The organism is Amycolatopsis keratiniphila, assembly GCF_000400635.2.
Classification (GTDB): Bacteria; Actinomycetota; Actinomycetes; order Mycobacteriales; family Pseudonocardiaceae; genus Amycolatopsis; species Amycolatopsis keratiniphila.
On record NC_021252.1, the window covers coordinates 4,758,591 to 4,771,097 of the forward strand.

At 68.3% G+C, this 12,507-nt stretch carries 10 protein-coding genes; 4 read left to right on the top strand and 6 right to left on the bottom strand.

The annotated features are described in order from the left end of the window. Positions 1–63 precede the first annotated feature (63 nt). Complete coding sequence (locus AORI_RS62680; protein WP_016334682.1) at positions 64–1,020, bottom strand: Acg family FMN-binding oxidoreductase; 957 nt, start codon at positions 1,018–1,020, stop codon at positions 64–66. Positions 1,021–1,197: 177 nt separating this feature from the next. Between AORI_RS62680 and AORI_RS62685 the strand changes: the two genes are divergently transcribed. Continuing rightward, the gene (locus tag AORI_RS62685; protein WP_228688146.1) at positions 1,198–1,473 is read left to right on the top strand and encodes a dsRBD fold-containing protein; all 276 of its coding nucleotides are present in this window, start codon (positions 1,198–1,200) and stop codon (positions 1,471–1,473) included. Between the two features lie 7 nt (positions 1,474–1,480). Here AORI_RS62685 and AORI_RS62690 read toward each other — a convergent pair whose 3' ends face one another. Then, the gene (locus tag AORI_RS62690) at positions 1,481–3,220 is read right to left on the bottom strand and encodes a sensor histidine kinase (protein WP_016334684.1); all 1,740 of its coding nucleotides are present in this window, start codon (positions 3,218–3,220) and stop codon (positions 1,481–1,483) included. A gap of 129 nt (positions 3,221–3,349) precedes the next feature. On the opposite strand from AORI_RS62690, the gene AORI_RS62695 reads away from it, so the two are divergent. After that, complete coding sequence (locus AORI_RS62695) at positions 3,350–4,327, top strand: Acg family FMN-binding oxidoreductase (RefSeq protein WP_081809684.1); 978 nt, start codon at positions 3,350–3,352, stop codon at positions 4,325–4,327. A 97-nt stretch (positions 4,328–4,424) separates the two neighbouring features. On the opposite strand, the gene AORI_RS62700 is transcribed toward AORI_RS62695, so the two are convergent. Beyond that, complete coding sequence (locus AORI_RS62700; RefSeq protein ID WP_016334686.1) at positions 4,425–5,057, bottom strand: response regulator; 633 nt, start codon at positions 5,055–5,057, stop codon at positions 4,425–4,427. 188 nt (positions 5,058–5,245) lie between these two features. On the opposite strand from AORI_RS62700, the gene AORI_RS62705 reads away from it, so the two are divergent. Together AORI_RS62705 and AORI_RS62710 are read left to right on the top strand one after the other, a co-directional pair. Beyond that, entirely contained in the window at positions 5,246–5,551 is a 306-nt protein-coding gene (locus AORI_RS62705) for an ANTAR domain-containing protein (RefSeq protein WP_016334687.1), read from the top strand. 101 nt (positions 5,552–5,652) lie between these two features. Next, a complete protein-coding gene (locus tag AORI_RS62710; protein WP_043848877.1) occupies positions 5,653–6,027 on the top strand; it encodes a response regulator in 375 nt (124 codons plus the stop codon). An 8-nt stretch (positions 6,028–6,035) separates the two neighbouring features. Here the strand turns inward: AORI_RS62710 and AORI_RS62715 are convergent, their stop codons facing one another. Genes AORI_RS62715 through AORI_RS62725 form a run of 3 tightly spaced genes read right to left on the bottom strand, consistent with a single transcriptional unit; the run spans position 6,036 to position 12,360 of the window. Further along, entirely contained in the window at positions 6,036–10,550 is a 4,515-nt protein-coding gene (locus AORI_RS62715) for a HAMP domain-containing protein (protein WP_016334689.1), read from the bottom strand. 23 nt (positions 10,551–10,573) lie between these two features. Next, the gene (locus tag AORI_RS62720) at positions 10,574–11,647 is read right to left on the bottom strand and encodes a PAS domain-containing sensor histidine kinase (protein ID WP_016334690.1); all 1,074 of its coding nucleotides are present in this window, start codon (positions 11,645–11,647) and stop codon (positions 10,574–10,576) included. A 32-nt stretch (positions 11,648–11,679) separates the two neighbouring features. Continuing rightward, positions 11,680–12,360, bottom strand: coding sequence for a response regulator (locus AORI_RS62725; protein WP_016334691.1), 681 nt, complete (start codon positions 12,358–12,360; stop codon positions 11,680–11,682). Between the last annotated feature and the right edge of the window lie 147 nt (positions 12,361–12,507).

Here is a 12,507-nt window from a genome sequence, read left to right on the forward strand (position 1 = left end):
CCGTCCGGGATGACCGGTGGGTGGCGGCGGTCGGAAACGTGGATGTCGACGAGGTGACTCTGCTCAGAGGCTCGCCTCGGACCGCCGGAACAGCACTTCACCCATCGGACGGCGTGCCGTCATCGGGGCCGGGCGGCCGTATCCGAAGCGCAGCACGGCGTGCGGACGGCCGAGGTCGGCGAACACCCGGTCCATCGCCGCCCGGGTCTCCGGGGTTTCGAACGGCCTGCCGACGAACGACGTCGCGAGACCGGCGGCCGTCGCGGTCAGCAGTACCCGCTGCAGCACCATTCCCGCCCGCAGGTCCGCGGCGGGCCCGCCGTCGGCGGTGAGGACCGCGCCGAGCACCGGCTCACCGCCTTCCGGTTCGGCGGCGATGAAGGACTCCTGCGCGGGAATGCCGTGCGGCGACGGCGGTCTGGTCTGCGCCTGGACACCGTCCGGCGCGTGGGCCGTCCGCCGCGTCCACAGTGCGACCTCCGCCTGGAACGCGCCGTTGCGCGCCTGCGCGGCCTCGGCCCGGTGCAGCACGCGCGCGACCGCGTTCGCCCGGTCGCCGCGACCGAACAGTTCCAGCAGCCCGCCTTCCACCAGCGCCGCCGCGCGCAACGTCGTCCGCGCCCAGACGGGTACCGGCCGATCCGAGAACGGACGGCGGTTCGTGTGACGGCGGAAGACGACTTCGGCCAGTTTCCGCTCCTCCGGCGACGAGAACCGGTCGCCACCGATCACGAGTTCGGCGAGCAGGTCCGGCTCCTCCGGCTTCGGCACCACCCGTAGCGAGACGGTCTTGCCGTTGGACCGCAACGAAACGATCAGGTTGAACAACGCCGCGCCGCATGAAAGCCGCGCCTCGCGGGCGTCCGGATCGGCGATCCGCAGCACCCTGGCGCGATCGAGCCACAGTTCGATCCGCCTCCGGTCGACGACGAACCGCCACGGCTGGGTGTTGAGCGGGGACGGCGCGCGGACGGCGGCCGCCACCGCCTGGTCGACGTGGGTCGGCAGCGGGATCTTCATCGTGGGCTCCCAAGGAAAACGGTTGATCCACCATCCTCCGGGGTATCCGGCGACCGCAGCGGCCGCCGGTCACGAGTTCCGAGGACTTTCGCCCCCGATTCGCGGAGAGCGAGGACCAAGGACCCTGTGCCACGGACGGCCGCGATGAGAGTCTCGATGACCGGAACGGAGCCCACGATGACGGACAAATGGACCATCGACGTGTCCCTGCAGCACGAGCCGTACCGGGTACGCGCGGAAGCATTGCTCCGTCTCGAAGACGGTGGCGAGTTCGTCGGTGTCGGAATCGCGGAGGCCGGACTGAGAAACGGTTCGACCTCCCAGATCGGGGCCTATCTCGCGGTGACCCGGGCGCTTTCGGACCTCACCGCGGAACTGCTGGAGACCGTCGCCTCCGACGTCGCCCGCTCGATCGAAGTCGACGGGCTCCTCGCCACCCCGTCGACGAACTGAACACCGGTCAGCGCAAGGGGGCGGACCAGTCGATCCTGGTTCCGCCCCCTTCGCGCGTCTCCGCCCGGAACGTCCCGCCCGCCTTCTCCGCGCGCTCACGCAGATTCCCCAGCCCGCCGAACCCACCGGACTCGCCGATCCCGGTGCCGTCGTCGGTGACCACGATCCGCAGGACGTCGTCCTTCACCGCGACACTCACCGAAACGCCGCTCGCCCGCGCGTGCCGGACCACGTTGCCGACGGTCTCCCGCACCACCGCCTCGGCGTGTTCGGCGAACGGGAGCGGGATCGAGTCGAGCGGTCCGGAGAGGCTGACCGTCGGATGGATGGGGGTGTCGTCGGTGAGTTCGGTGATCGAGTCGTAGAGGCGATGCCGCAGCCGCACGCCCTGCTGGCCGGCCTCGCCACCGTGGAGATCGAAGATCGCCGTGCGGATCTCGTGCACGATCTCGTGCATCTGGTCGATGCTCTCGCCGATCCGCCGCCGCAGTTCCGGCGAGTCCGCGCGGCGGTGCGTGCTCTGCATGGCGAGACCGACCGCGAACAGCCGCTGGATGACGTGGTCGTGCAGATCCCTGGCGATCCGGTCGCGGTCGGCGAGCACGTCGAGCTCCCTGGCGGTGCGCTGCCGCGCGGCCAGCTGGAGCGCGAGCGCGGCCTGGTCGGCGAACGAGGCCACCACCGGCAGCTGGGCGAGCTCGAACGGGACCGCTCCCGCGTTCCGCACCGCCATCAGCACCCCGGACGTCCGTTCCCGCGCGCGCAGCGGCACGACGAGCGTGGGGCCGAGGCCGATCTCCCCGTCGGGACCGAGCACCAGCTCCGGGACGCTACGCGGGGTGCGGTCGCGGTAGACCGCCCCTGGCAACGAGGTGGCGACGCAGATCCGGACCCCGGTCAGCTCCGCCGCCCGCGCGCCCGCGCAGACGGCGATGGTGAGTTCGTCGGCCTCGTCCTCACCGTCCGGGCTGACGTCGAGCCTGCCGGAACCGGGCAGTGCCAGCAAAGTGAGATCGGAACCGGTGAGTTCGAGCGCCCGGCCGGCGATCAGGTTGAGCGCGTCGACGGGGTCGGTGCCACCCAGCAGTTCCGTGGTGACCTCGCTGGTGGCCGCCTGCCACCGCTGGCGGATCCGCGTCTGCTCGTACAGGTGGGCGTTCTCGATCGCTATCCCGGCCGCGGCGGCGAGCGCCTGGACGACCACCTCGTCGTCGTCGGTGAAACTTTCCCCGCGTTTCTCGGTGAGGTAGAGATTCCCGAACACCTCGTCGCGGACCCGGATCGGCACGCCGAGGAACGAACGCATCGGCGGATGGCACGGCGGGAAGCCGACCGACGCGGGATGCCGGGAGATGTCGGCCAGGCGCACCGGTTTCGCCTCGTCGATGACGAAACCCAGCAGGCCGTGACCTTTCGGTAGATGCCCGATCTGTTCCTTCGTTTCGCCGTCGATGCCGTGATAGACGAATTCGGCGAGCGAACCGTCGTCCGCGATCACCCCGAGTGCGCCATAAGTGGCTTCGCCGAGATCGATCGCCGCCTGCACGATGCGATGCAGCGTCGTGTCCAGCTCCAGCCCCGACGCGACCGCGAGCACCGCTTCGAGGAGGCCGTCCATCTTGTCGCGCGTTCCGATGAGCCGTTCGATGCGGTCCTGGAGGTCATGCAGCACCTCACGAACCCTCAGCTGGGACAGGGCGCCGGTGATCCGGTCGTCGCTTCCGCCCAGCCGGTCATGAGCCGACATCCTGCTCCGCCTCCGAAGATCGGGACGACTCCCGGCCGTGGTGACTTTCTCCTCTTTCGGCCCCGCACCGCGGGCGGGACCGTCTCATCAGACAACCGTATTGCCCGTGGCGCAGCGGCGGGGGAAACCATGACCATACAAGTCACCAGGGTCGGACGTTTGAACTCCGAACAGGTGAATTCCGTGCTCCGGTCGGCCATGCTGGCCCCGTCGACGCACAACACCCAGCCGTGGCTTTTCCGGTGTACCGGCACCGGGATCGAACTCCACGCCGATCCGCGCCGTATTTTACCCGTCACGGACCCGGACGGACGCGAACTCGTGCTCTCGTGTGGTGCCGCCCTGTTCACGCTCCGGACGGCGATTCACGCACTGGGCTTCCACCCGGCGACGACCCTGATGCCCAGCCGCGCCGATCCCGATCTGCTGGCCGTCGTCCGCCCGCTCGCCGAACGCATGCCCGATCAGAAGGTCGTGCGGCTCGCGCGCGCGATCCCCCGTCGCCGGACCAACCGTCGGCCGTTCCTCTCCAGTGTCGTCCCGAAACCGACGCTCGCCGTGCTCCGCCACGCCACCGAGCTGGAGCACGCGTGGATGCCGAACCTCGACGCCGAGCAGTGCCGCCTCCTGCGCGACCTCACCACCCGCGCCCGCCGGGAGCAGCTCGCCGACCCAGCCTTCCTCGCCGAACTCGGCCGCTGGACCGGACTTGGCGCGAACGTCCGCGACGGTGTGCCGTCCTATGCGCTGGAAGGCAGCCCTGCCGACGAAAGCTGGCTGCTTGACGAATTCGGCGAAACGGCGGGCGATCCGCGGCCCGCCCCGCTCGTGGTGGCGATCGGATCGCTGACCGACGACCGGCTCGACCGGCTCCAGGCAGGCCAGGCCCTGCAACGGGTGCTGCTCACCGCGACCGGCGCGGGACTCGACGCGTCGTTCATCTCGCCGCCGATCATGGTCCGCGAGGCACGCGCCGAACTGCGGCGGATTCTCGGCTGCGGGGTGTGGCCGCAAGTGCTGCTTCGGCTCGGCTACGGCTCTCCGCTGCCGTGGACGCCGCGCCGCCCGTTGGACGACGTGCTGCTCGATACGCTCATTTCCGCTTGAGCGAGGGCGAATCCGGGGCGAAGGCTCCCTTCGCCGCATCAGACGCGGTGAAGGGAGCCTTCAGCCCACTCACGACCAGCCGTACCACCCGGTTCCGTCACTGCCGCCGCAGTTCGGTCGCCAGCACCGCCGCCTGGGTGCGCCGCTGCATCCCGAGTTTCGTCAGCAACCGCGAAACATAGTTCTTCACCGTCTTCTCGGCGAGGAACATCCGCTCGGCGATCTGCCGGTTGGTCAGCCCTTCGCCGATCAGCTCCAGCAGCGTGCGTTCCTGATCGGAAAGGCCTGCCAGCGGGCCCTTCTTGGCGGCATCGTCGCGGAACTTCGCCATCAGGGTGGCCGCGGCCCTCGCGTCCAGCAGCGACCGGCCGAGGCCGACCTCCTTCACCGCCGCCACCAGGTCCATGCCGCGGATGTCCTTGATGACATAGCCGCTCGCGCCCGCCATGATCGCGTCCAGCATCGCCTGCTCGTCGGTGTAGGACGTGAGCATCAGGCATTTCAGTTCCGGCATCCTGGATCTCAGTTCCCGCGCGAGTTCGACGCCGTTGCCGTCCGGCAGCCGCACGTCGAGCACCGCGACGTCCGGCCGCAGCGCCGGAATCCTCGCCAGCGCTTGGGAAAAGGTCGCGGCCTGTCCGACGACGCACAGGTCGGCATCCTCCTCGAGCATGTCCGCGACCCCTCGACGGACCACCTCGTGGTCGTCGACCAGAAACACCCGGAGCATTCCGACCTCCACGGTTCCCCCTCTTCGGCTGAGCGTACGGTGCACGACCGGTCACTGCGACAGGCCAAAGGGCCCTGTTCCGCGCCCGTTCGGGTGGCTGCCGCCGACCGGACCAGGTTCATTTGCATCATTCGAGTCAGGACGTTCTGTTCTTCCCGGAGCAGTCCCGCCGCTGCGACGATCGCTCCATGTCCGAGACCACGCTTTCGCCTTCCCCGTCGTCCGGCTCACCCGACCCGGCCGACGACCTCGTGGCGATGCGCGACCGCATCCGCTTCTACCGGAACCGCGCCGAGCAGCTCCAGTACGCGCTGGATCACCGGCTTCCCATCGAACAGGCGAAGGGCATCCTCGCCGAGCGGTATCAGATCGACATCGACGCCGCGTTCGAACTGCTGCGCTCGTTCTGCCGCAACAACAACATGAAGATCCACGACGTCGCGCGGACGCTCATCGAGCAGCCGAGCGAAGGCGACCGCCGGATCTCCTGCTGAGTCACGCCATGTTCGGAGGGGGGCCCGCGACCACCACCGGCGCCGCAGACCGCGCGGGCACGGACTGGGTGATGAACCGTACGCCGCCCCCCAGACTTCGGGTGCTCGTCGCGGACGACAACCCGGTCATCGGCGATGCCCTGCGCGCCCTCCTGGAGTCCGAGCCCGACATCGAAGTGGTCGCCGTCGCGCTGGACGCCGGCGAAGCGGTCGCGCTCGCCGAGCTGCTGTCCCCCGAGGTCGCCTTGCTGGACGTCCGGATTCCCGGCGGTGGCGGCGCGTGGATGGCGCGGGAGATCCGGCGGCGGGTGCCCCACACGCGGTTGATGGCGTTCTCCGCGCACAGCGACACCCGCTCCATCGCCCAGATGGCGTCCGCGGGCGTCACCGAGTACCTCGTGAAGGGCAGCCCCAACACCGAGATCGTCGCGGCCATCCGCCGTATCTGCGCGAACAGCGCCAACGGGACCGAGTAGCCAGGACGTCAGTCCGTGAGCCAGCGTTCCATACAAGCCAGGAGTTCCTCCGCGTTCACGGGTTTGGTCACGTAGTCGCTCGCCCCGGCGGCGAGGCTCTTCTCGCGGTCCCCTTCCATCGCCTTCGCGGTCACGGTGATGATCGGCAGGCCGGCGAACTTCGGCATCTCGCGGATCGCCGCCGTCGTCGCGTGGCCGTCCATCTCCGGCATCATCACGTCCATCAGGATCAGGTCGATCCCGTCGTCGGACAGCAGTTCCTCGATGCCCTTGCGGCCGTTGGGCGCGTGCACGACCGAGAGTCCGTGCAGTTCGAGCATTCCCGAGATCGCGTACACGTTGCGGGCGTCGTCGTCGACGAGCAGCACCTTGCGCCCCTGCAGCCTCGCCGGTCCGGCCGGCGGATCGGACGGCTGATCCAGGGCGGGCACCGTCCCCTCCGGGGACACCTCGGGCTGGCGCATCAGCGGCAGGATGCCTTCGAGTTCGCTGGCCGAGATGTGCAGCATGATCCGCTCCCGCAGCATGTCCAGCGAAGGCAGGAGTTCGACGGGATGCACCCGTGCGTGCCCGTGCAGCAAGCGGTCCTGCGCGGCGCTGAGCTTGCGGGTCGCGTACGCCAACACCGGGACCTCGACCGGATCCGGCCCGTCGACGAGTCGTTTGAGGAACGTCAAGGCGCTCGTCCCGGGGATGCTGGTGTCGAGCACGACGCAGCGGTAGCTGTCGCGTTTCAGTTCCTCGAACGCTTCCGCCGGATCCGACACCGCGCGGACCTGGACCGAGCCGTGGCTGTCCGCGATGTCGGCCGCGACCCCGCGGGCGAGGAGGGTCAGCAGGCTGTTCTGCTCGCTCTCCACCACCAGCACCCGTCGCTCCGCGGCCGTGTTGTCCACAGTGGACTCGTCGAGGCTCGCGGGCGCGGTGAACCTGGCCACCGGCAGGTAGAGGGTGAACGTGCTGCCGGTCCCCAGGACGCTGTCAGCCCGGATCTCGCCGCCGAGCAGGTACGCGACCTCGCGGCTGATCGACAGGCCGAGCCCGGTGCCGCCGTACTTGCGGCTGGTGGTGCCGTCGGCCTGCTGGAAGGCGCCGAAGATCGAATCGAGGTTCTCCTCGGCGATCCCGATCCCGGTGTCGGTGACGCTGAAGGCCACCAGGGATTCGTGCGGGAGCCCTCCCGAGGGCGAGACGACGGTGTCGACCATCTTGACCCGGAGCTCGACACTGCCGTCTTCGGTGAACTTGACCGCGTTCGACAACAGGTTCCGCAACACCTGCCGCAGCCGCTGCTCGTCGGTGAACAGCAGCTCCGGCACGTTGGGTTCGACGGTGACCTGGAAATCGAGCCCCTTTTCCGCGGTCAGCGGCCGGAAGGTCGTGCCGACGTAGTCGAGCAGCTGGCGCAGCGGGAACGGCTCGTGGTGGATGTCCATCTTGCCCGCCTCGACCTTCGACAGGTCGAGGATGTCGTTGATCAGCTGCAGCAGGTCGGTGCCCGCGGACTGGATCACCTTCGCGAACTCGACCTGTTTGGGCGTCAGGTTCTGGGTCGAGTTCTGCGAGAGCACCCCGGCGAGGATCAGCAGGCTGGTCAGCGGGGTCCGGAGTTCGTGCGACATGTTGGCCAGGAACTCCGACTTGTACTTCGACGCCAGCGCGAGCTGCTGCGCGCGTTCCTCGATCTCCTGGCGGGCCTGCTCGATTTCGAAGTTCTTCACCTCGATGTCGCGGTTCTGCCTGGCGAGCAGTTCGGCCTTCTCCTCCAGTTCCGCGTTGGACACCTGCAGTTTCGCCTGCTGCGCTTGGAGCTCCTCGGAGCGGGCCTGCAGTTCCTCGGCGAGCCGCTGGGATTCCTCCAGCAGGGAGTCGGTCCGCGCGTTGGCGATGATCGTGTTGACGTTGACCCCGATGGTCTCCATCAGCTGTTCGAGGAAATCCTTGCGGACGGCGGTGAATTCGCCGAACGACGCCAGTTCGATGACGCCCAGCACCTGGTCCTCGAACACGATCGGCAGCACGATCAGGGTGACCGGCGGGGCCGAGCCGAGGCTCGACGAGATCTTCACGAAGCCCGGTGGCGTCCGGTCGACCACGATCGGTTTCTTGGTCTGCGCGGCCTGTCCGATCAGCGACTGCCCCATCGCGAACTCCGACGGCGCGTCCGGTGCCTCGTTGTGCCCGTAGCTGGTGATCAGCCGCAGCCGGGTGCCGCCTTCCCCGGATTCGGTGAGGAACAGCGTCCCGTGCTGGGCGCCGACCAGCGGGGTCAGCTCGTTCATGATGAGCGTGGCCACCACCCGCAGGTCCCGGTGGCCCTGCATCAGGCCCGAGATGCGGGCCAGGTTGGTGTTGAGCCAGTCCTGTTCTTCGTTCGCCCGCGTGGTCTCGCGGAGCGACTGGACCATCGCGTTGATGTTGTCCTTCAGCTCCGCGACCTCGCCCTGCGCCTCGACGGAGATCGACCGCGTGAGGTCGCCGGTGGCCACCGCGCTGGTCACCTCGGCGATCGCCCGGACCTGCCGGGTCAGGTTGCCGGCGAGTTCGTTGACGTTCTCCGTCAGCCGTTTCCAGGTGCCCGACACGCCTTCGACCTCGGCCTGACCGCCGAGCCGCCCTTCGCTGCCGACTTCACGGGCCACGCGGGTGACCTCCGCGGCGAACGCGGAAAGCTGGTCGACCATCGTGTTGATGGTGGTCTTGAGTTCCAGGATCTCGCCCCGCGCGTCGACGTCGATCTTGCGGGAAAGGTCGCCCTGCGCGACCGCGGTGGTCACCTGGGCGATGTTGCGGACCTGGCCGGTGAGGTTGTTCGCCATCGAGTTGACGTTGTCGGTGAGGTCCTTCCAGGTGCCGGCGACGTTCGGCACCCTGGCCTGCCCGCCGAGGATGCCCTCGGTGCCGACCTCCCGCGCCACGCGGGTGACCTCGTCCGCGAAGGCGGACAGCGTGTCGACCATCGTGTTGATCGTCTGCGCGAGCGCGGCGACCTCGCCTTTGGCCTCGACGGTGATCTTCTGGGACAGGTCACCCCTCGCGACCGCGGTCGCCACCTGCGCGATGGACCGCACCTGGTCGGTCAGGTTGTCGGCCATGACATTGACCGACTCGGTCAGGCCCTTCCACGTACCCGACACACCCTTGACGTCCGCCTGACCACCCAGCCGTCCCTCCGTCCCCACCTCACGGGCGACCCGGGTGACCTCGTCGGCGAACGACGACAACTGGCCGACCATCGTGTTGATGGTGTCCTTGAGCTCCAGGATCTCGCCCCGCGCGTCGACGCGGATCTTCTGCGAGAGGTCGCCCTTCGCGACCGCGGTGGTGACCTCGGCGATGGACCGCACCTGATCCGTGAGGTTGTCGGCCATGACGTTCACCGACTCGGTCAGGCCCTTCCACGTACCCGACACACCCTTGACGTCCGCCTGACCACCCAGCCGTCCCTCCGTCCCCACCTCACGGGCCACGCGCGTGACCTCGTCGGCGAACGACGACAACTGATCCACCATCGTGTTGATCGTGTTCTTCAACTCCAGGATCTCGCCCCGCGCGTCCACGGTGATCTTCTGCGACAGGTCGCCCTTCGCCACCGCCGTCGCCACCTGCGCGATCGAGCGCACCTGCGCGGTGAGGTTGCCGGCCATGAAGTTCACCGAAGTCGTCAGATCCCGCCACGTCCCCGCCACCCCGGGCACCTGGGCCTGTCCGCCGAGCGCGCCCTCGGTGCCGACCTCGCGGGCCACGCGGGTGACCTCGTCCGCGAAGGAAGACAACTGATCCACCATCGTGTTGATCGTGTTCTTCAACTCCAGGATCTCGCCCCGCGCGTCGACCGTGATCTTCTGCGACAAGTCGCCCTTCGCCACCGCCGTGGTGACCTCGGCGATCGAACGCACCTGATCGGTCAGGTTGCCGGCCATGAAGTTCACCGACGTCGTCAGATCGCGCCATGTCCCGGCGACCCCGGGGACTTCCGCCTGCCCGCCCAGCCGTCCCTCGCTGCCGACCTCGCGCGCGACCCGGGTGACCTCGTCGGCGAACGACGACAACTGATCCACCATCGTGTTGATCGTGTTCTTCAACTCGAGCATCTCGCCCTTGACGTCGACGGTGATCTTCTGCGAAAGATCGCCCTTCGCCACCGCGGTCGCGACCTCGGCGATGTCACGGACCTGGCCCGTGAGGTTGCCCGCCATCGCGTTCACCGAATCGGTGAGGTCCTTCCAGGTCCCCGAAACCGAGGGCACCGCCGCCTGGCCGCCGAGCTTCCCGTCGGTCCCCACCTCGCGCGCGACGCGGGTGACCTCGGAGGTGAACAGCGCCAGCTGATCGACCATCCCGTTGAAGACGAGCGCCATCTCGTCCATCAGGACGTCGTCCACCTGGGGAAGGCGGGTGCTGAAATCGCCGTCGCGAACGGCTTTCAGCCCCTCCAGCAGCCGCTGCAGACCCTGGTCGTCGATCGCGCCGCCCACCCGGACCGCTTCTCTCGACCCGCGTTTGGTTCCCGGTTCCGGCATCGAAGTGCCTCCTTCGTTCATCTTCACGCGGGTCGAGGAGGACCGAGCGGAATCCAGAAGACCACCGACGTACCTTCGCCCGGCCTGCTGGAAATCCGGCACCAGCCTTGCGCCGCTTCCGCACGTTCGCGCATCGACGCCATTCCGATGTGCTCGCCCGACAGGGTTTCGTGCGTGTTCTCGCCGTCCGGTTTCAGCCCGTCGCCGTCGTCGGCGACGGTCACCAGCAGGCCGCCGTCCTGTCCCGTCAGCGAGACCACGACGGACCGGGCGTTCGCGTGTTTACGCACGTTCACCAGCGCCTCCTGGAGAATCCGGAACGCGGTGACGACGAGATCGGGCGGCGGTTCGACGGTGAGATCGTGCCGCAGCGTGCAGTCGAGCCCCCAGCCGCGGACGACCTCGTCGAGGTAGTCGCGGACGGAGGCGACCAGATCCTCGTCGTTCAGCGCGGGCGGGCGCAATTGGGCGACGAGGATCCGCAATCGTCGGATCGCCCCTTGAATCGCTTCGTCGAGTTGCATCAAAGCCGGATCACGCCGTTGTGCGGCGAGCATCTGCAACCGCATACTCACCGCGATCATCGACTGAATGGAATCGTCGTGAACATCCCACGCGATACGGCGGCGTTCGGTTTCCTGTGCCCGGACCAAATGCGCGAAGGCCTGTCGCCGTTCGGTTCTTTCCTCCTGCGTTTTCCGGCGTTCGGTGAGATCACGGGTGACCTTGCCGAAGCCGACGAGGCGGCCCTGATCGTCCCGCAACGCGGTGATCACGGTGTTGGCCCAGAACCGTGACCCACCACGGCGGACACGCCAGCCCTCCTCCTCGTGGCTCCCCATCTCCGCGGCGACCAGCAGTTCCGCCGCGGGTTTGCCGTCGGCGACGTCGGCCTCGGTGTAGAAAACGGAGAAATGGCGGCCGAGGATCTCGTCCTCGGTGTACCCCTTGATCCGTTCCGCACCCAGGTTCCAGCTGATCACCCGTCCGTCGACGTCCAAGAGGTAAATGGCATAGTCGACCACGCTGTGCATGAACAACTCGAAGAGCACAGCGCTGCGGTGATCGGGCGTCTGTTCCGATGGCAGCATGGCCATAGTGCAGCTTGGCACTCGGATACGTCTCCCCGCTACGGCCGTTCGAGGAGGCCATTCTTCCGTGCGTGCACCACGGCTTCGAGTTTCGAATGGGTCCCGGTCTTCACCAGGATCCGCTGCACGTGATTCCGCACGGTATTCCGCGCCAGCCGCAGTTCTTCGGCGATCCGGTCGGTTCCGGCGCCTTCGGCGATCAACCCGAGCACCTGCCGCTCCCGCAGGGTCAGCACCGGGCCGAGCCTGCCCGGACCACCGCCCAGCAAGGCCAGCGCACCGCTGAGCAACTCCGGATCGATGACCATGTCGCCCGCCGCGATGGTCCTGATCGCGGCGATCAACTCGTCGAGGAGACCGGATTTCAACAGCAGCCCTGCCCCGCCGACCTCGAGGATCCTGGCGACGATGGCGCTGTTCGCGTCGCCGGTCAGCACCAGCACCCGGCTCGACGGCGAGACCGCGCGGAACCCGGCGATCGCCTCGATCCCGTCGCCGTCCGGCAGCCGCCGGTCGAGCAGCACGATGTCGGGCGAGTGTTCTTCGGCCGCGATCATGCCGTCCGCCAACGACTCCACCGACGCCACCAGGTCGATCTCCGGGAACTCCTCGAAGGCCGCACCCAGGGCTTCGGCCACCATCTTGTGGTCCTCGACGAGCAGCACCCGGATCGGGGCCGCGGCCGGGGGCATGGGCTGCGGGGAGTTCGGGTTCGGCATGCACCTTCTCCGTCGAACGTGGTCTCGCCGGACCATTGTCCGGCAGATTCCCCGAAATCAATCCCGCCCACGGCCGTATTCACCCGCGTGCGGATTCACGATCACCGAGCCGGCGCATTGTCCCACCACCGCCGAGCCGGATGTCGT